Source organism: Lacrimispora sphenoides (assembly GCF_900105215.1).
GTDB lineage: Bacteria > Bacillota > Clostridia > Lachnospirales > Lachnospiraceae > Lacrimispora > Lacrimispora sphenoides_A.
On the sequence record NZ_FOIP01000001.1, the window covers coordinates 596,734 to 618,514 of the forward strand.

18 protein-coding genes are annotated in these 21,781 nt (G+C 45.6%); 1 reads left to right on the forward strand and 17 read right to left on the reverse strand.

Annotated elements, in window-relative coordinates; all coding sequences use genetic code 11:
- Nucleotides 1-4: 4 nt before the first annotated feature.
- Both ptcA and arcC read right to left on the reverse strand, forming a co-directional pair.
- Nucleotides 5-1,033: a putrescine carbamoyltransferase gene (gene ptcA / locus BMW45_RS02635; RefSeq protein ID WP_092240420.1), complete on the reverse strand. Its 1,029-nt coding sequence runs from the start codon at nt 1,031-1,033 to the stop codon at nt 5-7.
- 34 nt (nt 1,034-1,067) lie between these two features.
- Nucleotides 1,068-2,012, reverse strand: coding sequence for a carbamate kinase (arcC, locus tag BMW45_RS02640; protein WP_092240421.1), 945 nt, complete (start codon nt 2,010-2,012; stop codon nt 1,068-1,070).
- A 275-nt stretch (nt 2,013-2,287) separates the two neighbouring features.
- Between arcC and BMW45_RS02645 the strand changes: the two genes are divergently transcribed.
- Entirely contained in the window at nt 2,288-3,304 is a 1,017-nt protein-coding gene (locus BMW45_RS02645; protein WP_092240422.1) for a helix-turn-helix domain-containing protein, read from the forward strand.
- Between the two features lie 27 nt (nt 3,305-3,331).
- Here BMW45_RS02645 and BMW45_RS02650 read toward each other — a convergent pair whose 3' ends face one another.
- The 15 genes from BMW45_RS02650 to BMW45_RS02720 all read right to left on the reverse strand — a co-directional run bounded on the left by BMW45_RS02650 (nt 3,332) and on the right by BMW45_RS02720 (nt 21,570).
- Nucleotides 3,332-4,570: a DUF1015 domain-containing protein gene (locus BMW45_RS02650; RefSeq protein ID WP_092240423.1), complete on the reverse strand. Its 1,239-nt coding sequence runs from the start codon at nt 4,568-4,570 to the stop codon at nt 3,332-3,334.
- 201 nt (nt 4,571-4,771) lie between these two features.
- The gene (locus tag BMW45_RS02655; RefSeq protein ID WP_092240424.1) at nt 4,772-5,935 is read right to left on the reverse strand and encodes a phosphoglycerate dehydrogenase; all 1,164 of its coding nucleotides are present in this window, start codon (nt 5,933-5,935) and stop codon (nt 4,772-4,774) included.
- 25 nt (nt 5,936-5,960) lie between these two features.
- Nucleotides 5,961-7,046 carry a 3-phosphoserine/phosphohydroxythreonine transaminase gene (gene serC / locus BMW45_RS02660; protein ID WP_092240425.1) on the reverse strand — a complete coding sequence of 362 codons (1,086 nt, stop codon included), beginning with the start codon at nt 7,044-7,046 and terminating at the stop codon, nt 5,961-5,963.
- A gap of 24 nt (nt 7,047-7,070) precedes the next feature.
- Nucleotides 7,071-8,750: a biosynthetic-type acetolactate synthase large subunit gene (gene ilvB / locus BMW45_RS02665; RefSeq protein ID WP_092240426.1), complete on the reverse strand. Its 1,680-nt coding sequence runs from the start codon at nt 8,748-8,750 to the stop codon at nt 7,071-7,073.
- Between the two features lie 15 nt (nt 8,751-8,765).
- Nucleotides 8,766-10,427 carry a dihydroxy-acid dehydratase gene (gene ilvD, locus BMW45_RS02670; RefSeq protein ID WP_092240427.1) on the reverse strand — a complete coding sequence of 554 codons (1,662 nt, stop codon included), beginning with the start codon at nt 10,425-10,427 and terminating at the stop codon, nt 8,766-8,768.
- Nucleotides 10,417-11,532: a 3-isopropylmalate dehydrogenase gene (gene leuB, locus BMW45_RS02675; RefSeq protein ID WP_092240428.1), complete on the reverse strand. Its 1,116-nt coding sequence runs from the start codon at nt 11,530-11,532 to the stop codon at nt 10,417-10,419. Before leuB ends, ilvD begins: the two co-directional genes overlap by 11 nt.
- 197 nt (nt 11,533-11,729) lie before the next feature.
- Nucleotides 11,730-12,599 carry a hypothetical protein gene (locus tag BMW45_RS02680; RefSeq protein ID WP_092240429.1) on the reverse strand — a complete coding sequence of 290 codons (870 nt, stop codon included), beginning with the start codon at nt 12,597-12,599 and terminating at the stop codon, nt 11,730-11,732.
- Nucleotides 12,596-14,080: a class I adenylate-forming enzyme family protein gene (locus BMW45_RS02685; protein WP_092240430.1), complete on the reverse strand. Its 1,485-nt coding sequence runs from the start codon at nt 14,078-14,080 to the stop codon at nt 12,596-12,598. Before BMW45_RS02685 ends, BMW45_RS02680 begins: the two co-directional genes overlap by 4 nt.
- Nucleotides 14,077-14,316 (reverse strand): acyl carrier protein, encoded by a 240-nt coding sequence (locus BMW45_RS02690; RefSeq protein WP_092240431.1) that lies wholly within the window; start codon nt 14,314-14,316, stop codon nt 14,077-14,079. Before BMW45_RS02690 ends, BMW45_RS02685 begins: the two co-directional genes overlap by 4 nt.
- Before the next feature lie 98 nt (nt 14,317-14,414).
- The gene (locus BMW45_RS28695; protein WP_092240432.1) at nt 14,415-15,623 is read right to left on the reverse strand and encodes a collagen-like domain-containing protein; all 1,209 of its coding nucleotides are present in this window, start codon (nt 15,621-15,623) and stop codon (nt 14,415-14,417) included.
- Nucleotides 15,624-15,887: 264 nt separating this feature from the next.
- Nucleotides 15,888-16,769, reverse strand: coding sequence for a 3-hydroxy-5-phosphonooxypentane-2,4-dione thiolase (lsrF, locus tag BMW45_RS02700; RefSeq protein ID WP_092240433.1), 882 nt, complete (start codon nt 16,767-16,769; stop codon nt 15,888-15,890).
- A gap of 60 nt (nt 16,770-16,829) precedes the next feature.
- Nucleotides 16,830-17,981: a substrate-binding domain-containing protein gene (locus BMW45_RS02705; protein WP_092240434.1), complete on the reverse strand. Its 1,152-nt coding sequence runs from the start codon at nt 17,979-17,981 to the stop codon at nt 16,830-16,832.
- 66 nt (nt 17,982-18,047) lie between these two features.
- Nucleotides 18,048-19,043 carry an ABC transporter permease gene (locus BMW45_RS02710; protein ID WP_092240435.1) on the reverse strand — a complete coding sequence of 332 codons (996 nt, stop codon included), beginning with the start codon at nt 19,041-19,043 and terminating at the stop codon, nt 18,048-18,050.
- Nucleotides 19,040-20,038 (reverse strand): ABC transporter permease, encoded by a 999-nt coding sequence (locus tag BMW45_RS02715; protein ID WP_025231381.1) that lies wholly within the window; start codon nt 20,036-20,038, stop codon nt 19,040-19,042. Before BMW45_RS02715 ends, BMW45_RS02710 begins: the two co-directional genes overlap by 4 nt.
- Nucleotides 20,035-21,570, reverse strand: a complete 1,536-nt coding sequence (locus tag BMW45_RS02720; RefSeq protein WP_092240436.1) for a sugar ABC transporter ATP-binding protein — start codon at nt 21,568-21,570, stop codon at nt 20,035-20,037. The genes BMW45_RS02715 and BMW45_RS02720 overlap by 4 nt, the downstream gene beginning before the upstream one ends.
- Nucleotides 21,571-21,781: the final 211 nt, after the last annotated feature.

The following is a 21,781-nucleotide window of genomic DNA, read 5'->3' on the forward strand; positions in this document are numbered from 1 at the left end:
CCTCCTATCTGATATCTCTATCATCCATGAATTTCTCTAACTGTTCCTTTGCTACTGCGATCTGAAGCTCGCTTGGAGCCTGATCTCTCTGATACTGGGTAAAGTAAACAAGCAGACCTCTCATTGCTGTCAGGCGGTTCCCTGCCTCTAAGAATGCAATGGAGCTGTCGCTGTCAAGTACTTCATCGGTCACGTCTTCTCCCCTGGTCGCAGGCAGGCAGTGCATGAATTTGCAGCCGATATTTCCAAGAGACATTAAATCTCTGTTTACCTGATAATCCTTAAATGTAGCAACACGCTCTTCCTTTGGAGTCTCATTTTCATACAGTCCATACCATACGTCTGTGTAAATGAAATCTGCTCCCTTGACGCTGTCACGGTTGTCGGTTACTTCCCATGTACCGCCGGAAATCCTGCAGTTTTCTTCCATGATCTTTTTGTGCTCTTCCAAAAGCTGATTGTTCTTTGGTCCGTAATGAACGAAATGCATACCAAGCTTTGTGGTGATAAATCCGAGAGAAGCGCATACCTGGGTTCCGTCGCCTACGAAAACAACCTTGCAGTCTTCCAGATTTTTGCCTCTTGGAAGATGCTCTACGATTGTACAAAGATCTCCGATTTCCTGGGTCGGGTGATTGTAATCACTCATACCGTTTAATACCGGGATTGTACATGCTTTGGCTAACTCCACCACGGAGTTGTGTTCAACCACTCTGGCCATTACCACATCAATCAGCTGGGAAAGCACTCTTCCGGTATCGCCGATGGTCTCATGACCGCCAAGCTGAATCATGCCAGGTCCTAAATACTGGGCATGTCCGCCAAGCTGTTCCATCGCTGTTTCAAAAGAAACACGGGTTCTTGTGGAAGACTGCTGGAAAATCATTCCCAGTGTTTTTCCTTTTAACAGAGGGGGATTATAACCTGCCTTGATGCTTCTTTTAATTGCCAGAGACAGTTCAATTATGTCTAACAACTGCTCCTTAGTAAAATCGTTGGTGTCAATAAAATGTGTAATTCCGTTTGCTTTCATGGCAAAGTCTCCTTATATAAATTTTTATTGTTAATTAGTTAAATGTGATTATGGTGCCTGTCTTTCCGTCCAGTGCTTCAACTGCATTGTCAAGGGAAGTGATGATCGCCCGTTTTGACGGATTGGATCTTACAAATTTCATGGCTGCCTGAACCTTGGGAAGCATGCTTCCCGGAGCAAACTGTCCTTCCTCACAATACTTGTTCGCTTCCATCAGGCTAAGATGATCCAGATTCTTCTGATCTGGTTTATTGTAATTGACTGCCACCTTTTCCACTTCTGTTAAAATCACCAGGATATCTGCCTCCACCTGTTCTGCCAGGAGTTCAGCTGCAAAATCCTTATCAATTACTGCTGCCGTTCCATGAAGAGCGCCGGCTGGATCTTCAATGACCGGAATTCCTCCTCCTCCGCAGGTGATGACAATTGCCTTTGGCCACAACTCTTTTACCGCCTCAATCTCCACAATCTTTTTAGGAATCGGAGATGCAACCACTCTGCGGTATCCCCGGCCGGCATCTTCTTTCATAACGTATCCTTTTTCCTCTTCCAGAGCGTGAGCCTCTTCTTTGGTATAGAAAGGTCCGATGGGTTTGGTCGGATTGTGAAAAGCCGGATCGTGTTCGTCTACAATCATCTGGGTAGCGATGGTGACAACAGGAAAGTTCTGATTCCTCTTATTCAGCGCATATTTCAGACCCTGCTGCAAATGATATCCGATATAACCCTGGGACATTGCCCCGCACACATCAAATGGCATAGGCGGTGTTACATCTTTTGCAGTTTCAGAGGCAAGCAAAATTCTACCCACCTGAGGTCCGTTCCCATGTACAATAGCCATCTCATAGCCACGTTCATTTAATTCTGCTATATACTCGCAAGTCTTATGAACGACTTCAAGCTGTGCTTTGGCAGTTGCTTCTCCTTTTCCTGACTGCAGTGCATTTCCGCCTAAAGCGAGGACAATTTTCTCTGCCATCAGTAAAACCTCCTTTTGTGATTTTTGATTTGCTGTGATTTGCTTTTGCTGCGTCGTCACAAGATGAAAATAGCAGTTTTCACGCCGGTTGAGAATTCAACCAGGGGGTAGATATTTATAACACTTTTAACTCTAATCCACATAAACTTTCCTAAACTTTTGTGCAACATGCACTAAAAAGTGAGCTTTTCAAGAAAATTAGGAGTTGAAAAAACTTTTTTATTTGCTATACTGATGATGGGCAGCTTGAGGACGAACAAAAGTCAGGAGGAATTATGGGAAAAGGTATCTTATTCATTTACAATCTGGTTTTGATCATGATCTACTCCGGAGTCTTTTGGACGTCTTTTTCGCTCTTTATTAATGGAAAAGAAAAGATCCTGTTATGGATAGGGATTATATTCGGAGCAGTTTTAACGGATGATATTGTGATTTTTGCATCAGAAATGTTTGGGAATTTTGCAGAATCTTATAATAGGATTTTTATGATCGTTCCGACCCATAAGACCATGATCTACCTGATCCTGTCACTGGGATACTTAACCATCTTCAAACGGCTGTTAAACAGGATGATAACCTATCGTGATTATGGAATTTTAGCAGTATACGTGACTTTCATGCTGTTTGTTCCGGCCATGGATAACAGTGCCTGGAAAATATGGCTCTATTTCCTCCCAAGCCAGCTTTACAACGCTTATATAGGAGCGGAATGTCTAAGGATATTAAAAAAGAATCCTGAGGAATATCAGGACCCTTTCTTTAAATGGTGTAAAAGACTTTTTTATATCACTGTTATCATGAATATACTCATCATTGCGGAAGATACCATTGTAATCTTTAATTTTGATACTTATTCAAAATATTATATTAATATGAATAACAGGAGTTTAACCTCTGATATTCTATATCTCATTTATGCCTTATTTTCTGCCGGATATCTTATGTACTACCTGATGATATTGTTAAAGAATAATACCATTGTTTCGGAAGTAACCAGCAATACCAGGGGAAACCTGCCCTCTGATATAGAAGAAAGTGTTCTGTACCGTTTCAGCGAAGCGAACCATCTTACCGCAAGGGAGAGGGAAATACTGAGAGTGCTTCTCATGGATAAAACCAATCAGGAAATAAGTGAGGATTTATACATCTCACTGGGAACAGCGAAAACGCATGTTCATAATATCTTTCAAAAAATCGGGGTTGTAAAACGCCCTCAGCTTCTCGAGGTTTATGCCGCTTACCGGGATGAACAGCTAAATAAAGAACCAGAAAAAGAAACGCCGTCCCCATAGGCTTTTGCCAGCCGGGGACGGCGTGTTTTATTTTAGAAGATGGATAAATAATCCGCTGCGGAGCTTTGGCTCGAACCATGTGGATTTAGGAGGCATCAAAAGCCCTGCATCCGCCACGGCAAACAGCTCCTGAATGGAGGTGGGGTACATGGAAAATGCCACTTTCATATCCTGGCTGCACCGTTTCTCCAGTTCGTTAAGCCCACGGATCCCTCCGATAAAATCAATTCTCTTATCCGTTCTGGGATCTCCGATTCCCAAAACAGGACCAAGCAGATAATCCTGGAGGATGGATACATCCAGGCCCTTTACCGGATCTGTGGATTTTAAGGAATTGAAAGCTTTTAAGCAGTACCACTTCCGGTTTAAGTACATACCAAAGGATCCTTTGTCCATAGGTGCAAAGGCCTCGGTTCCCATACAGGATACTTCAAAGGACTGCCCTGCCTTTTGAAGAAACTCATCTTCTGTAAGGCCGTTTAAATCCTTTACCACCCGGTTATATGGCATGATCATCAGCTGGTCATGGGGAAACAGCACGGAAAGGAAATAGTTAAAGGGTTCTTCTCCTGTATATCCCGGATTTTCCATGCGCCTCTTAAGCCCAACCTTTACAGCGGAAGCCGCCCTGTGATGGCCATCTGCGATATAAGTAGAGGGGATCGTCTGGAAAGCCTTCTCGATCAGGGAGATGCTGTCTTTGTCATGGATCTGCCATACCCTGTGGCTGATCCCGTCTTCTGCCGTAAAATCATACAAAGGCTCAGTGTCTGTTATTAAATTCACAATTTTATTGACCGTTTCATTGGAACGGTAGGCCAGAAAAATGGGGCCTGTCTGTGCATCGGTGGTATCCACATGGCGGATCCGGTCCACTTCCTTTTCCTCTCTGGTGTTTTCGTGTTTTTTTATGACTCCATTCACATAATCATCAATGGAAGAACAAGCCACGATTCCCGTCTGGCGCCTTCCATTCATCGTAAGTTCATAGATATAATAGGCTTCCAAACAATCTTTTTTAAGAGTCCCGTCCTCGATCCAGCTTTTCAGCATTTCCCCGGCTTTTTCATAAACACGGTCATCATAGGTATCCACGTCATCAGAAAACTGGGTCTCCGGCCTGTCAATGTTTAAAAATGACCTTGGGTTGGCTGCCGTTACCTGGCAGGCCTCCTTACGGCTGTATACGTCATAGGGAAGGGCTGCCACCTGACTGGCATACCGTTCATCAGGTCTAACGCATTGAAATGGTTTTACAATTGCCATAGTATCTCCTTTATTTGCTTACAGTTCAGTCATGCAGAAACATGTATGTAATTTGTGCGGCGAGCTAGCTTACTAAGCACAAATCACATACATGTTTCTATAGGGCTGACGCCCGGCATGAATCATTTAGCGGCCCATATCTTTCCCCTTTGGAAATACATCTACCCGCTAAATGATGAATGACATGGCTAAACTCCTACTCTATTTAACTACCCTCACCCGGAGTACGCCCTTGATTTCACTTAGCTTCCGTATGCTCTCTTCATCCGGAACGCTTTCCAAGTCGAGCAGAGTATATGCGTACTTTTCACGGCTTTTGTTGGTCATATCAGAGATGTTCATATCTCCTGCTGCCAGTGTTCCTGTAATCTGCCCGATCATGTTTGGAATATTTAAGTGAAGCACTGCGATACGGCTTGCTGCCTTGCACACTCCCATATCACAGGCAGGAAAGTTTACGGAATTGCGGATATTCCCGTTATCAATGTAATCCACGATCTCTTCTACCGCCATTTTGGCACAGTTATCCTCGGATTCCTCGGTAGAAGCCCCTAAGTGAGGGATAACGATGGCTCCTTCCATATGAACGGATTTTGGATTGGGGAAATCCGTCACATATTTTTTCACCTTGCCGGTTTTTAAGGCATCTGCCATATCATCTTCATTCACCAGGACATCTCTTGAGAAGTTTAAAATCACAACGCCATCCTTCATACGTTCAAGAGCAGCCTTATTCACCATTTCTTTTGTGGAATCAATTAACGGCAGGTGAAGGGTTATGTAATCGCATTCCTGGTAAATGGTATCTACGGATGTGATGTGCTTGATATTTCTGGAAAGCTTCCATGCCGCATTTATGGAAATGTAGGGATCATACCCATAAACCTCCATCCCTAAGGAAGTGCAGGCATTGGCCACTTCCGCGCCAATGGCTCCAAGTCCGATGACGCCCAGCTTCTTTCCTTTAATTTCATATCCTGCAAAGGCTTTTTTAGCTACTTCCGCAGATTTTGCAATATTCTCATCATCCTTATTGTCTTTACACCAGCGGATGCCTCCTTCAATATCCCTTGAAGCCAGCATAAGGCCTGCAACGACCAGCTCCTTGACTCCGTTGGCATTGGCTCCCGGTGTATTGAACACCACGATTCCCTTTGCGGCACACTCATCCAGGGGAATGTTATTGACTCCTGCCCCAGCTCTTGCAATGGCTAAAAGATCCTCAGGGAATTCAAGCTCATGCATGGAAGCGCTTCGGACAAGGACACCATCCGCTTCTTTTATGTCATCTGTTAAGGTATAATCTTCTGTCAGCAATGCGGTTCCGCAGCTGGAAACCGCATTGAGGCAATGAATTTTTCTCATCATGTCTCCTCTCTTAACTGTATGGTCATTTCCCATGCTTTGCTTCAAAATCCTTCATAAAGGAAACCAGCTTCTCCACACCTTCTATGGGCATGGCGTTATAAATGCTGGCACGCATACCGCCTACGCTCCGGTGGCCTTTTAAGTTTTCAAAACCTGCTGCCTTTGATTCCTTTACAAACAGTGCATCCAGTTCCTCGCTTCCGGTCACAAATGGCACATTCATCAGAGAACGGTCTTCCTTTACTACAGTACCGGTAAACATATTGCTCTGGTCCAGATAATCATATAAAATGGCTGCCTTCTTTTCATTGAGTTCTTTCATGGCTTCCAGACCGCCAAGGTTTTTTAACCACTTAAATACCTTTCCGCAGATATAGATTCCATAAGCCGGCGGTGTGTTATAAAGAGATTTCTCATCGGCATGAGTCTTATATCGGAGCATGGTAGGCGTTCCCGGAAGCACATCCTCTGTGATCAAGTCTTCCCGGATGATGGCGATGACCACGCCTGCAGGCCCTACGTTCTTCTGGGCGCCTGCAAAAATCAGGCCGTATTTTGAAATGTCAATAGGTTCCGATAAGAAACAGGAGGAGAGATCGGCAACAAGTGTTTTTCCTTTTGTATTTGGCAATGTTTTATACTTAGTCCCGTAAATTGTGTTATTTTCACAGATATAAACGTAATCCGCATCATCAGAAATCGGCAGATCCGAAACATCCGGGATATAACTGAAGGTCTTGTCGGCGCTTGACGCAACCGCATTGGCCGTACCGTAAAGCTTTGCTTCCTGGTATGCCTTCTTAGCCCACTGTCCCGTAATGATGTAATCCCCTACGCGATTCTTGAATAAGTTCATGGGAACCATAGCAAACTGCTGGGAGGCTCCGCCCTGTAGAAATAATACCTTGTAATTGTCCGGAATCTTCAATAAATCCCGTAAATCCGCTTCTGCATTACCGATGATGGATTCGAACATCTTAGACCTGTGGCTCATCTCCATGACTGACATACCACAACCTCTGTAATCCATCATCTCCTCTGCGGCTTCTCTCAGGACTTCTTCCGGCAGCACAGCAGGCCCTGCGGAAAAATTGTACACTCTGCTCATAATCTTCCTCCTCATACTTTTGTCTTAAATCTTTAAGTCTTCTGCATCAAACGCATCCTGGATGGGCGCTCCCGGTGATACCATTGGGAATACCTTGTCATCACAATGAATCTGACAATCTATAACAACAGGAACGTTTAACTCTATAGCTTCTTTAAGGACAGGCTCAAAATCGTCCTTACTGGTCACACGGTAAGCCTTAGCTCCCAGCCCTTCCGCTACCTTTACAAAATCCACCTGATCATTTAGAACTGTATGTGAATATCTCTTTCCATAGAACAGGGTCTGCCACTGACGGACCATGCCTAACACGTGGTTGTTTAAAACCACCTGAATGATGGGAATATTGTAGCGGGTAGCCGTGGCAATCTCATTCATATTCATACGGAAACATCCGTCTCCTGCCACGTTAATGACTACCTTATCCTTGCAGCCAAGCTTGGCACCCAGGGAAGCCCCCAGGCCATAGCCCATAGTTCCAAGACCACCGGAGGAGAGGAAGCTTCTGGGATATTTATACTGGTAGAACTGGGCAGCCCACATCTGATGCTGGCCTACCTCTGTTGTAATGATGGCGTCTCCCTGTGTGATCTCATAAATCTTTTCAATGATATAGGGACCGGTCAGCGCGCTCTTATCAAAGCGCATGGGATACATATCCTTCAACCGGTCAATGTGGGCCAGCCACTCTTCATGATTGATGGGATCCAAACGGGCATTCAGCTTTCTTAAGATCACTTTTACATCACCGACGACGCTGGCATATGTCTTAACGTTCTTATTTATCTCCGCCGGATCTACATCAAACTGAAGAATCTTTGCCCTCTTGGCAAACTTGGCGGCATTACCAGTCACCCGGTCACTGAACCGGGCACCCACTACGATCAATAAGTCACATTCCGTAATTCCAAAATTAGAGGTCTTGGTCCCGTGCATTCCTACCATTCCGGTATACAATTCATCAGTTCCGTCGAAAGCTCCTTTTCCCATAAGACTGTCCGCCACCGGGGCCTGAATCTTGTGGGCAAAGGAAGAAAGCTCCTCCGAGGCATTGGCAGCAACCGCCCCTCCTCCTACGAAGATATAAGGCTTCTGGGATTTCCGGATCAGCTGCAGCGCTGTCTCTAAATCCTCCTCGGTTATGGTATCCTCCTGCCTTTTTACAAGCTCCGGAGTCTGGGATTCATATTCAAAGGTGCCGGCGGTTACATCCTTTGTGATGTCCACCAGCACAGGTCCCGGTCTTCCGGTCTGTGCGATCTGGAAGGCCCGGCGGATGGTATCAGCCAGCTTTGTTATATCCTTAACAATAAAGTTGTACTTTGTGATAGGCATGGTCACACCAGTGATATCGATCTCCTGGAAGCTGTCTCTTCCCAGGAGGCTCACTGCCACGTTGCACGTAATGGCAACCATTGGGATGGAATCCATAAATGCGGTGGCAATTCCGGTTACCAGGTTGGTGGCTCCAGGCCCTGAGGTGGCCAGACAAACTCCCACCTTGCCGGTGGCTCTTGCATATCCGTCTGCCGCATGGGCTGCGCCCTGTTCATGGGAGGTCAGGATATGGGTAATCTCGTCCTGATGTTTATAAAGTGCATCGTATATATTTAAGATCGTACCGCCCGGATATCCAAAAACAGTATCCACTTCCTGTTCTTTCAGGCATTCGATCACAATCTCTGCTCCTGTCAATGTCTTCATAGGCTGCTCCTTTTTTTATATTTCGAGAATCGCTCCCCGGCTTGCCGGGGCGGCCATGGCCGCATAGCGTGCCAGATATCCAGTGGTCACCTGTGGTTTCCTTGGCTGCCAATTGGCCTTTCTTCTGGCCATTTCTTCATCAGATACCTTCACGTCTAACCGATGGTTATCAATATCAATGGAAATGATGTCTCCCTCTTCCACCAGACCAATGGGACCACCCACCGCTGCCTCCGGACATGCATGCCCGATGGATGCGCCTCTGGAAGCGCCGCTGAAACGTCCGTCGGTAATGAGGGCCACTGAGGAACCTAACCCCATGCCTGCAATGGCTGAGGTGGGATTTAACATCTCCCTCATGCCCGGGCCTCCCTTGGGACCTTCATAACGGATAACAACCACATCTCCTGCCACAATCTTTCCGCCCTTGATGGCTGCTATGGCGTCCTCCTCACAATCAAACACTCTTGCCGGGCCTTCATGCTTTAGCATCTCAGGCGCTACGGCGGATCGCTTTACCACTGCGGAATCAGGGGCCAGGTTTCCCTTTAATATGGCGATTCCGCCAGTCTGGCTGTAAGGATTTTCTAACGGCCGGATCACTTCAGGGTTCTTATTTACACAACTCTTAATATTCTCTCCAACCGTTTTACCTGTTACTGTCATACAGTCTAATTCCAGAAGTCCCAGCTTGCTGACCTCATTCATAACAGCGTAAATGCCGCCTGCTTCATTTAAATCTTCCATATAAGTGGGTCCTGCCGGAGCCAGATGGCAAAGGTTCGGTGTCTTTGCACTGATCTCATTTGCAATTTCCAGATTTAAATCCACTCCTGCCTCATGAGCAATGGCAGGAAGATGAAGCATGCTGTTGGTACTGCATCCCAAAGCCATATCCATGGTCAGGGCATTGCGGAAGGCTTTTTCCGTCATGATGTCACGGGGGCAGATGTTCTTCTTAAGCATCTCCATAACTGCCATTCCCGCATGCTTTGCTAACTTAAGACGTTCCGAATAAACTGCCGGAATGGTTCCGTTTCCTTTCAGTCCCATTCCCAAAACCTCGGTCAGGCAGTTCATGCTGTTGGCCGTATACATACCGGAACAGGATCCGCAGGTAGGGCATGCCTTTTGCTCGTATTCCCTTACATCCTCTTCTGTCATGTTTCCTGCGGTATAAGCACCCACCGCCTCAAACATGCTGGAGAGGCTGGTTTTATGGCCGTGCACACGCCCTGCTAACATTGGTCCGCCACTGACGAACACTGTGGGTATGTTAATGCGGGCTGCTGCCATTAAGAGTCCAGGAACATTCTTATCACAGTTGGGTACCATGACCAGAGCGTCAAAAGCATGGGCTCTTGCAAGGCATTCTGTGGAATCTGCAACCAGGTCCCTGGTAACCAGGGAGTATTTCATGCCAATGTGTCCCATGGCAATTCCATCACATACCGCTATGGCCGGAACCATCACCGGTGTACCGCCTGCCATGGCGACTCCCATTTTAACGGCATCCACTATTTTGTCCAGGTTCATATGGCCTGGTACGATTTCATTATAAGAACTGACAATACCGATCAGAGGTCTATCCATCTCTTCCTCTGTCATTCCCAGTGCGTGAAACAGGGAACGGTGAGGCGCCTGCTGCATCCCTTTTTTTACTGAATCACTTTTCATGTGCTGCACACTCCTTTTCTTTTCCAATCCGTTCCGCAATCAGATCTCCCATCTCTGCGGTTGAGACTTTTTTACACGTTTCCGAATATATGTCTGCCGTCCGGTATCCTTCCTTAAGCACCTGCTCCACGGCTGCCTCCACGGCTGCCGCTTCTGTATCCAGATCAAAGGAATAACGAAGCATCATAGCGGCGGAAAGAACGGTTGCTATAGGATTTGCAATATTTTTACCCGCAATATCCGGGGCAGAGCCATGACTTGGTTCATACATTCCAAATTTGCTTTCATTCATGCTGGCCGAGGATAGCATTCCAATGGAGCCTGTGATCATGCTGGCTTCATCGGATAAGATATCGCCGAACATATTCTCTGTAAGGATCACATCAAACTGTCCCGGATTCATGACGAGCTGCATCGCACAGTTATCCACCAGCATATGGGTTAAGGCCACCTCCGGATAATCCTTTGCCACCTCTTCCACCACGTTTCTCCAAAGTCTGGAGGAATCCAGCACATTTGCCTTATCAACACTGGTTACTTTCTTCCGGCGTTTCATGGCAATATCAAAAGCCTTAACGGCAATTCTTCTTATTTCAATTTCATTGTAGGTAAGGGTATCCACGGCAGTCATAACGCCATCCACCGCTTTGGTATACCGCTCTCCGAAATACAGACCGCCTGTCAGTTCTCTCATGATGACCATGTCAAACCCGTCTCCAATGATCTCCTTCTTTAAAGGACAGGCATCCGATAGCTCTTTATACAGATAGGCCGGGCGGATATTGGCAAATAAATTAAGACCCTTACGGATGGCAAGTAGCCCCGCTTCAGGTCTCAGATTCGGTGCCACATCGTACCATCTTGAATTTCCTACATTTCCGCCAACTGCCCCAAGGAGAACGGAATCACTGTTTTTCGCTGTTTCAAGGGCTTCATCTGTTAGGGGAACTCCATATGCATCAATGGAAATGCCGCCCATCAATACCTCTGTATACTGGAACTTATGACCGTATACACTTCCCACTTTATCAAGGACCTTTCTCGCCTCTCCAATGATTTCAGGCCCGATCCCGTCGCCGGGAATCACTGCAATGTTGTAATTCATCTCTTCCACTCCCTCTATGACACTGTACTATGCTAATATATTTCTTCTCATAATAGAACATTTATCGGGATTTTTCAACTAAAATAAAATAATTTTCGGGAAAAGAATATATGAGATTGGAATCGATACTATAAATTTAAGTTATAAGATAAAAAAATGGGAACCGATTATCCGGTTCCCATTGGCTGTTTTTCTTCCTAAATCTCTTCTGGGCTCAATGCCTCAATTTTCCGGGCAATGTCCATTTCTTCCTGGATCAGTTCCTGGAAATGCCCGCATACTTCCTGGATGATTTCCCGGTTGTTCTGCCTGAAAGAAGCCTTATATAACCCATGTTTCACTGCCGTCCACTTTATGAAGTATTCCTTATGGAAATACCTGTCATATGTTTCTCTGAACAATGGCATGTTTTGAAGATAATGAAGATAGAGAAATCGGTTGTTAATCAAAGCATCTATGTACTTTGCAAGCAGTTCCCCATTCTTCTGTTTTCCATAAGCGCATTCTCTGATTTGCTCAAGGAGATTATCCTGTGTTTTCTGATGAGTGCACAAAATTTCCTGTGCCTCCTGCCGGATTCCCTTACAAAATTGTTTTTCCGAAGCCTTCTGGATCTGGCAAATATCAGAGACGTGGGAAATCATATCTTCCTCTGTTAATTCCATATATTGATTATCATACGTAGGATCAAAACAGGAAAAAACCCCTTTTTCCTCCTTCCGGGCAACAAAATAATGGAAACTGTGTAATGTATGATAATAAGGAACCCAGGGAATGAAAAATGCATCCATTTCAACTACATGATATTGTCCTAAGGTAAGACTGGATATATTTTTCTCCATTTCCTGTTTGGAGCAGCAATTCAAAAATTTCAGGTTTACACCCAAGGCTTCCAGATTCGCAGGCAATCTTCTGGATAAATATAAGTGGTGGATCTGGTCATAGGTAAAGTCTGTTTCCGACCATAAGTCAGCAAGCGCATTCCGGTAATCCACTCCTATGAGAACAGCAGCATTTAACATGCTGCTGGTATAGCAGTTTAATCCCTGAAAATAAATCAGATTCATAGTTGCTCCCCTTTTCTCCTTTCATTTTTTCCAGATACAGTTTTTCTGATCGCATCAACTATTTGAATTTTCCGGGGCTGTTTAAATCCTGACAAATGCACTTTGCAGTAAGCCCTGATTTCTTCCTCGATTTTTTCCTGACTGACCAAAGGATCGGCCGGAACCATATCTGCGCATACGGTTTCAATTCCTAAAGGATCCGTTTCACCATAAACAACACAGTCATTTACTAGCAGACTGTTTAAGATACAGGCTTCCACTTCTTCCGGATATACGTTGAATCCTCTGACAATAATTACGTTTTTCTTCCGCCCGCAGATATACAAATAGCCGTCTTCATCCAGGTAGCCAAGATCACCCGTATACAAATAGCCATGTTTCAGAACCTTCTTTGTTTCCTCTTCATTTCTAAAATATCCCGACATCACATTGGGTCCCTTTACAAGAATTTCCCCATTGGTATATGGAATATCCGTAATCACCCCGCCAGCTTCTATGGATATTTCAATCCCCTTTATCGCCTTTCCTACAGAATCCAGTTTCTCCAAACTGATTTTCGAGCATTTTGTTATTAACGGGGCTGCTTCTGTCATCCCGTAGCCTTGCCACAGCTGGATTCCCGGATAAGCTGTTAATAGCTTTTTCAATGTGGTACCGGAAACTTTGCTTCCTCCAAATCCGAAATATTTTAACAAATGAATATCATAAGGAATGGGCCTGCCCGCTGTCTGCTCCATCAGAAGGGGAACCAATGCCCCACCCTCATAGTGGGTCACTCTATTCTCCTGAACCGCTTTATAAAAGGAGTCCAGCGTAAAATCTTCCTTGAGAAAAACCATAGGGAACGCTTTCATGAGACATGCACACAGGATCATCATTCCGTATGCAGAAGAAAAAGGAGCTACAAGGATGTACCTGATATCCTTCTCATCCATCTCCTCAAAACACATTTTATCGATATATCCCAAAACGGAAGTCTCAACATTCCTTTCTGAAAGAGGTACAATTTTCACCCTGCCGGTAGAACCTGATGTTGTTAAGAGAATTATGGGTTCATCGGGTCCCAGGTTGTTTTCAAAAAGAACCGGCATAGATTCCCCCAGCAGGCATTCTTCAACGTAAGTCACCCGTAAATCAGGTACATCCATGGATTTTATTTCATCAAAAAACGAACGGTATCTTATGGAAGTAATGATTATATCTGTGGATGTCTGGTCCAGGAGAGGAGTAACTTCGTGTTTTGTCAAGCGGACACTTATAGGAAAAGCTGTTTTCCCCAACAGGAATATTCCGAAAAGAGCAGCGATATAATCGCTCCCATCCGGTAAAAATATTGCGGCAATTTTCCAATCATTCTTGGGCAGGGAAGCCTGTATTGCCGCGGCTTTTTGAACCAGGTTCTGGTACGTTATACTTGTTTCTCCGTCAATAATCGCTTGTTTTTCCAGGTTTGTTTGATTCATGAACAAATCTCTGATCATTTTATATCTTTCTCCTTTACTTTCTTCTCAGCCAGTTCAATCATCCGGCCGACTTCCAGACAATATTCCATTTCCGTAATATCAAAGGTAATGGAATACGTATCTTCTATCTTAAGTAAAAGATGGATAAAAGAAAGGGAGTCAAGCCCCAGATCCTTATACAGATTAATCTTTCTGTCAGAAACCGGAAACTGGGCCGCTTCCTCTATCATACGGATAATTTCGTCATTGATCATAACTGCCGGTTTTCCCTCCTTATTCTTCCTGATATTCCTATTTACAAAGCAAGGCCTGTATCATGCTGCAAAGCTGGATACAGGCCTGCTTCTATTGCTTACTCAAGCAAAATCCCGCCGCTTACTGAGAACCTGACGAATAGTTCCGAAGTAACACCTTCTGCTCTGCATCCGACAATAATTCCTACAAGGGAACCCGCCGGGATCGAGGCATTGATGTCTGTCAGGGAACCTCTTTCAAGTGTATATTTGGGAACCTGCCCTCCACCTACCGGCGCTATAAACGGATCCGAAAAAGTCAGGGTATCCTGAAGAATGGTAAATACCATCTCACCTGTCATCTGCCCAGGTATATCTGAAGTTAAAACTGCAAGGGCAGCAAACGGGAACAGCGTAGATCCTTCCGGTAAAAATAGTGACATCTTAGCCCCAAATAGTACATAAATATTTTTTACGACTGCATCATAAGGCATAACAAAACAACTACGGTAAAATTGATCATAGTTAACGAAGTTAAATGTAATCGTTCCAGCTGCCCAGTCACCCTCTTGAAGCTGTGTAGGCCTGCCTGAATTAATTGCATTTGCTTCAAATCCAGCAAATTGAATAATTGACGGATTGCCCAGGTCATCCGTGGAAACCTCGGCATATTCATCGTCAATGGCAAAAGGAATTACTCCTGACATATTGGTGCCCGTTCCTGCAGGCCCAGTAGGTCCGGTAGGCCCAGTTTCTCCTGTAAGACCGGTGGGACCAGTCGGGCCTGTTGCTCCGGTAAGTCCTATGGGGCCAGTAGGTCCGGTCGGGCCGGTGGATCCGGTCGGGCCGGTCGGACCTGTTGCTCCGCTAAGTCCGGTAGGACCAGTCGGGCCTGTTGCTCCGGTGAGCCCTATGGAGCCAGTAGGTCCGGTCGGACCGGTTGCTCCGGCTGCTCCGGTCGGGCCGGTTGCTCCGGTAAGCCCTATGGGGCCTGTCGGGCCAGTAGGGCCGGTTGCTCCAGCAAGACCACTAGATCCGGTGGGTCCAGTAGGACCAGTCGGTCCTTGAGATCCTTGGGCACCAGTCGGGCCGGTCGGGCCAATAAATCCCCGTGGTCCCATTGGTCCCATCGGTCCAACAGGTCCTTGTAGTCCCATCGGGCCTTGAGCGCCAGTTGCTCCGGTTGGTCCAGTAGGTCCGGTAGGCCCTGGTACGCCTTGTGGTCCTGTTGGTCCCACGCAGCATCTGCAGCCTTGCGACCCTGTTGAGTTACAGCAGCGTTTTTCATCAAGGCAGCGATTTTCATTACAATTTCTACAATTATTCATTATAATCCTCTCCTGTTAGAGCGTAAATTACGGTGTTTACTTGTAAGACCTTTGTACAAAGCTGAAGTCATATAAAGGGGTTTTCGCCTCTTTATACATTAATATATGTATCTAACCTCTTACTGTCTAATCCCCTTACTGCGCCCCTTCCATAAAGGTTTTACCGTCAGTCATAGCATTTGGCATATCACAAAAACGATTCTGTTGCAGCAAAAAAGTACCTGCCAATTTGGCAGGTACTTAACCTAAAAATGAAACCATTATTTACTGATGAATCATATCCTGATAGAACTCAAAAGCCTCTTTCGCAGTAAATCCTTCGTGTACAATCTTACGGACTGCCGCACTCATCTCCACAGGGCTCTGACTCTGGAAGATATTTCTTCCCATATCAACCCCTTTTGCCCCCTGGCTGATGGAGTTATATGCAAGCTCCAGAGCTTCTTTCTCCGGAAGTTTCTTACCTCCTGCTACCACAATGGGAACAGGGCAGGCAGATACCACTTCTTCAAAGTTTTCACAGTAGTAGGTTTTTATGATATTGGCACCTAACTCTGCCACAATGCGGGTAGCCAGCTTAAAGAACCGGTCTGTACGCTCCATCTGCTTTCCGACTGCCACAACTCCCATGGTGGGAATGCTGTAACGCATACCCAAATTTACCGCTTTTGACAGATTATCAAGGCTTGAAAGCTGTCCATCCCCTCCAATAAACGTCTGAACCGCCATACAATCCGCATTCATACGAATCACATCCTCTATATCAACGGCAAGGACTTCATGGGACAAGTCCTCGTCGAGCATAGAAGAACCGGAGGTCACACGCAGTGCAATGCCTTTCCTTCCTTCTGCCGGCACACAGCTCCTGATTGCCCCTCTTGTCCCCATTAAAACATCGATATTAGGAAGCAGCTTAGGCACCACTATATCAAGTCTCTCCAGGCCAGATACAGAACCCATAAAATATCCATGATCAAAAGCAAACATCACCGTATTTCCGCTGTTCTCATCAAAAATATTCGATAAATGCTTCTTCATTCCCCAATCCAGATGACCAGCACCCTTTACGTAAAAAGGCTTATTGTTTGCAAATGGTTCATCCAGGTGATAATCATGTTCTACTTTCATTCCATCCAAATCTGCCATATTCTTTCTCCTTTTGCTTCTATATTATTTACTGTCATGATTCCCGGCGTTTCAACCGTACTAGAAATCATAGTTGTTCATGTTATCTTTATTAAATACCGTACGCTCTGGAAGGAGAACAACTCCATTATTTACCTCACCGGTGGTTGCCCCCTCTACCAAACAGTCATTTGGCATTACTTCCACGGTACCAATTTCCGGAATATCAATCTTGTCTCCTACTTTTACCTGATTCCCTGCGGACAGATAGGCGGCAAGATAGCAGCCAATCGCTCCCTGCACCTGGCAGTCCCAGAGCCCCCACTGTTCAATCACACCCGCATTGCAGTAATCCTTAATGGACATGGGGGAAGCAAAACCGGTAATGGTTACATCTTCTTTTGTAAGACCCTTGTTCTGAGCTGCCTTACACTGGCCTGGAAGTGCTGTAGAGTCATTGCAGATAATCAGGTCAATATCCGGGTTGGCTTCCAGAATAGAAGCACCGATCGAAACCGCTTTTTCCGCATCCTGTTCGGAATAATAATTATTAGGAGCCACATTCACCCAGTTAGGATAATTCTCTTTGATATAGGCTTCTCCCGCAACCTGCCAGGAATTCTGATCCGCTACCGTTGCCTGGGAATAATGCCAGCAGTATTTCACCGCATCAGCTTTGACATCCTTCCCACGTTTTGTTAAAGAATCCACTCCCATATCTACCAGCATTTTCCCAAGCATCTCAGGAGTTCCTTGTGAAACCATTAACGTACGCACTGTATCAGAAACATCAGAATCCCATGTGACCACAGTCAGACCTGCGTCAGCCGCTTCCTTTAACGCGGAGTCAAGCCCTGTTGCATCTACGGAAGAAACACAAAGGGCATCCACGCCGCTTGCCACCGCATTGTTGATTACCTGAACCTGGTCTGCTACAGCCGCATTAGCGCTTCCCTGATAGTCAACGGTAATATCCCAGGTCTTTCCATACTTCTGTGCTCCCGCATTGGCGGATTCAAAAAATGCATTTCCCGTCAGCTTAGGAATAAATGCAACTGTTTTTCCAGAAATACCGGAAGAACTGGTATTGTCTTTGCTCTCTTCTGCTTTTGATTCTGTTTTCGTTTCCCCAGCTGGTGCATTAGATGCCGCAGCCGGTTTTCCTGAGCTACCACAAGCAGTCAGCGATGCCGCCATCAGTCCTGCTAATACAAGTGCCATTGCTTTTCTCATAAATAAAATCCTCCTTATATGTTTTGATCGTTTTATATTAATGAGGTTTACACCCCATGTTACCAATCACTTTTGTTCTCTTTTCAGAAAACGTGCTTTGAGAGCCGGATTATTCAGGACAGCCCTGCCCGTCACCACTGCCAGTAATAGAAGCCCTGCCGGAATGTCCAAATACTGCTGGCTCACCTTAAAGCACAGAGGAAGCCCAAATCTCAAAGTACCGATCACTACCGCAGCAAGGGCCGTTCCAGGTACGCTTCCTTTTCCTCCTGTACTTAAAGTACCGCCTAAAACCACCGCAGTGATGATGGGAAGGGTCAGGGTAGAGCCAATATCGCTTTTTGCCGTACCAAGATAAGAAGTCAGGATGATTCCTGCAACCGCCGAACTGATTCCAGAAAGAATATAAGTGCTCATAATAATGAATTTGGCGTGAATACCGGAATATTCCGCTGCATCGGGATTTACCCCTACCAGAAATACCTGTCTGCCATATCTGGTTTTATGTAGAAGAAAATAAGCCAGCACTGCCAGGATAAGAAAAATGATCACCTGACTTGGAATTACACCAAATAGCTTTACTTTAGAAAGCCTTAAAAAACCATCCGGGAAACCGCTGATTCCTTTGTAGCTCTCCGTTGCTGACAAATTGGACACCAGAAGAGCAATCCCCGAGTACAGAAAACTCCCTCCAAGAGTGACCACCATAGGCTGTACGCCGCAGAATGCAATAAAATAGCCGGAAAGGGCGCCGCAAAACCCGGCTGCAATCATAGCGATCAGGGAGGCAACCCAAATGTTCACTCCTCCATCCTGCCAGGCAACTCCCAGAATAATGGAAGAAAGCCCTACAATGGAACCAGCCTGGATATCGATTCCTCCTGTGATCATTACAAAGGTGACAAACAGTGAAATAATACAAATGGAAATGATATCATTCATACTGCCAAACAGCACTCTCGGCATAAGGAACTTACTGTTCTTTGATGCAAAAACAACAATTTCCAGAATTAATATCAAAGAGAGTACAAATTCCCATTTTTTCCAGATATGAGATTTCATTTCTTCTCTCCTCCTTTTTCTGCAGTTCTTGCGGACAGGATCCGGTGACGGTTTTTCTCTACTGCCCGGTTCTGAGATACAGTATTAATTACAACAATGGTCAGCAGCATGACACCTGTGATCGTATTGTCATAATCGGAAGAAAATCCAAGAAAGACAAGAATTCTGCTGATGGAGGACATGATGACCGCACCGATGGAGGCTCCGGCCAGGCTTCCAATCCCGCCGCTTAAACTTAAGCCTCCCAGAACGCAGGCAGCAATTGCCTTCATCTCATATCCATTCCCTGCTGTGGGCGTAATAAAGCCAATGCGGGACGCATAAATCATACCTGCGGCGGAAGCAAACACTCCGCACAGGACATAAGCTGCAATCTTTGTTTTATCTGCCGGTATTCCCACCAAGGTTGCACCAGCCGCATGATCTCCGACTGCGATAAAATATTTTCCCTTTTTCGTTTTCGTCAAAATAAGATGGCCGATCAAGATCACAAGAACTGCCAGCGCATAAAAAACAGTTAAGTTTCCAATCAGGATGCGGTTTGACATTCTGGTAAAATCCGCCGGAAGGTTTTCAACCCAGGCCCCCTTCGTGTATACATAAATCATCCCACGCACAACACCGTTAACACCCAAAGTAAAAATCAGAGAGGGAATGTGAAATACCGCCACGCCGACTCCATTGACCAGTCCGGTAAGAATACCGATGGCCAGAGCAGCTGCCGTAGCCATCACCACCCCATATCCATCTCTTAAGAGAGCGGCTCCTACGGCTGCCGATAAGCCCAGCACAGCCCCAATGGAAACATCGATTTCTCCCGTTAAAATAACAAAGGCAATTCCTGCCGACAGAAGGGTAAATACAACGCTGTCATTAAAGCAGTTCCATATGGCTGCCGGCTGCCAGAAACTCCTGTTCACCAGGCCTACCAGAAAAATCAGTCCTGCCAGAAACAGAAAACTATTTAACTCACGGATTTTTCCAATCTTTTTCATGCTTCCACCTGCTTTCCTTCTGTCACGCCAAAAGATGCCGCCATAAGGCTTGCCTGGGAGATCTCATGTCTGCCTAATTCTCCTCTAAGCCGTCCCTGAAAGACCACAACTGCCCGGTCTGAAAGCTCTACAATCTCTTCCATATCAGAAGAAATCAGCATAACCGCCACTCCCTGTTTTTTCAGTTCGTGGATAATTGCATACACATCTCCCCGTGCCGCCGCATCAATACCACGCGTAGGCTCGTCCAGAATCACCAGCTTTGGATTGGTAGACAGAGACCGGCCGATTACGATCTTCTGCTGGTTGCCTCCGGAAAGGCTTCCCGCAATCTGATCCTGACCAGTGATCTTGATGCGGAAATCCTCCACATATTTCCGGGTGATCAATTGCTCCGCCTTCCTATTTAAAAATATACGCCCAAGGGATTTCCCCGGAACCAGAGCAGAGGTGATATTAGCCGCAACATCACTGATACCAAACAGGCCATTTAAGCGGCGGTCTTCCGGTACATAATTGATACCGGTTTTTAAAACCTCCCTGGTGGAAAGACCTGTCACATCTTTTCCATCCAGAAAAGCCTTCCCTCCAAGAACCTTATCTTTTCCAAAAATCGTAACTGCAAGTTCGGTACGCCCGGCTCCCACAACTCCTGCGACCCCAAGAATCTCTCCAGGATAAATCTTAAGGTTTATGTCCCGGAATCCGTAACCGGAGTAACCTTTCAGTTCAAATACCGGCTCCAGCGCAGAGTAATCCAGATGACTGGATTCTTTTTCCCCAGTTCTCTGCTGCCCATCCATATTGGGAGGAAGCAGCCCCTTAACCAGCATCTCCCTGGTAAAGTCCGAGGTCTTTCCCTTCAATGTAATCACGCCGTCCCTCATAATTGCCACATGAGTAGCGATCTGGAATACCTCAGCCAGACGGTGTGTAATATAGATGATCCCAATGCCCTTCTTCTTTAAATCCTCCACAATCCGGAATAGGCTCTCTACCTCATCAAAGGTCAGTGCACTGGTAGGTTCATCTAAAATCAGAAGCTTCGCCTGCCTTAAGAGCCCTCTTAAAAGCTCCACCAGCTGCTGTTCTGCGATAGAAAGGCTCATTGCCTTCCGGTCCGTATCCAGATGCCAGCCGATCTCATCCATGATGTTTAGCAGCCGCTTCCTAAGAACAGCCGTATTTTCACTAAAACCGATCAGGATATTCTCTTCAACAGTCATATTAGGAAACAGCATGGGTTCCTGGGGAACCATATATATCCCTTTAGAAAGAGCAACAGACGGTTTGAATACCGAAAGCATGTCCCCAATAACCGTTACATTTCCGGCATCCGGTTGGTAGATACCCATAATGATTTTCATCAAGGTGCTTTTTCCCGCTCCGTTTCCGCCAATCAGGGCAAGTACTTCCCCCTCTCCTACGCTTAAATCGATGCCTTTTAAAACAGCATTGGAGCCGAATGATTTGACAATACCTCTGACTGAAAACAGTGTCTGTTCCGAACGGGCTGCTTCTGATTGTTTCATATTTCCTCCCACCCATCATGTTTGATATATTTGTTCGCATAGCTAACTTTTGTTCATGCCCATATCATACATGACGCAAAACACGTTGTCAATAGTTTTTTCAGAAATATATGGTGTTTTTGAACTAATTTAAGTGATATAATATGTATTATTTATGATATTTTACTCATCAATTGCAGGTTTTTATTTTTTAATCCGTCACTATTGACAT

What these genes read in the sequence shown, in the direction of transcription:
- ptcA (WP_092240420.1), bottom strand. Translation starts at nt 1,033, where the DNA reads ATGAAAGCAAACGGAATTACACATTTTATTGACACCAACGATTTTACT.
- arcC (WP_092240421.1), bottom strand. Translation starts at nt 2,012, where the DNA reads ATGGCAGAGAAAATTGTCCTCGCTTTAGGCGGAAATGCACTGCAGTCA.
- BMW45_RS02645 (WP_092240422.1), top strand. Translation starts at nt 2,288, where the DNA reads ATGGGAAAAGGTATCTTATTCATTTACAATCTGGTTTTGATCATGATC.
- BMW45_RS02650 (WP_092240423.1), bottom strand. Translation starts at nt 4,570, where the DNA reads ATGGCAATTGTAAAACCATTTCAATGCGTTAGACCTGATGAACGGTAT.
- BMW45_RS02655 (WP_092240424.1), bottom strand. Translation starts at nt 5,935, where the DNA reads ATGAGAAAAATTCATTGCCTCAATGCGGTTTCCAGCTGCGGAACCGCA.
- serC (WP_092240425.1), bottom strand. Translation starts at nt 7,046, where the DNA reads ATGAGCAGAGTGTACAATTTTTCCGCAGGGCCTGCTGTGCTGCCGGAA.
- ilvB (WP_092240426.1), bottom strand. Translation starts at nt 8,750, where the DNA reads ATGAAGACATTGACAGGAGCAGAGATTGTGATCGAATGCCTGAAAGAA.
- ilvD (WP_092240427.1), bottom strand. Translation starts at nt 10,427, where the DNA reads ATGAAAAGTGATTCAGTAAAAAAAGGGATGCAGCAGGCGCCTCACCGT.
- leuB (WP_092240428.1), bottom strand. Translation starts at nt 11,532, where the DNA reads ATGAATTACAACATTGCAGTGATTCCCGGCGACGGGATCGGGCCTGAA.
- BMW45_RS02680 (WP_092240429.1), bottom strand. Translation starts at nt 12,599, where the DNA reads ATGAATCTGATTTATTTTCAGGGATTAAACTGCTATACCAGCAGCATG.
- BMW45_RS02685 (WP_092240430.1), bottom strand. Translation starts at nt 14,080, where the DNA reads ATGATCAGAGATTTGTTCATGAATCAAACAAACCTGGAAAAACAAGCG.
- BMW45_RS02690 (WP_092240431.1), bottom strand. Translation starts at nt 14,316, where the DNA reads ATGATCAATGACGAAATTATCCGTATGATAGAGGAAGCGGCCCAGTTT.
- BMW45_RS28695 (WP_092240432.1), bottom strand. Translation starts at nt 15,623, where the DNA reads ATGAATAATTGTAGAAATTGTAATGAAAATCGCTGCCTTGATGAAAAA.
- lsrF (WP_092240433.1), bottom strand. Translation starts at nt 16,769, where the DNA reads ATGGCAGATTTGGATGGAATGAAAGTAGAACATGATTATCACCTGGAT.
- BMW45_RS02705 (WP_092240434.1), bottom strand. Translation starts at nt 17,981, where the DNA reads ATGAGAAAAGCAATGGCACTTGTATTAGCAGGACTGATGGCGGCATCG.
- BMW45_RS02710 (WP_092240435.1), bottom strand. Translation starts at nt 19,043, where the DNA reads ATGAAATCTCATATCTGGAAAAAATGGGAATTTGTACTCTCTTTGATA.
- BMW45_RS02715 (WP_025231381.1), bottom strand. Translation starts at nt 20,038, where the DNA reads ATGAAAAAGATTGGAAAAATCCGTGAGTTAAATAGTTTTCTGTTTCTG.
- BMW45_RS02720 (WP_092240436.1), bottom strand. Translation starts at nt 21,570, where the DNA reads ATGAAACAATCAGAAGCAGCCCGTTCGGAACAGACACTGTTTTCAGTC.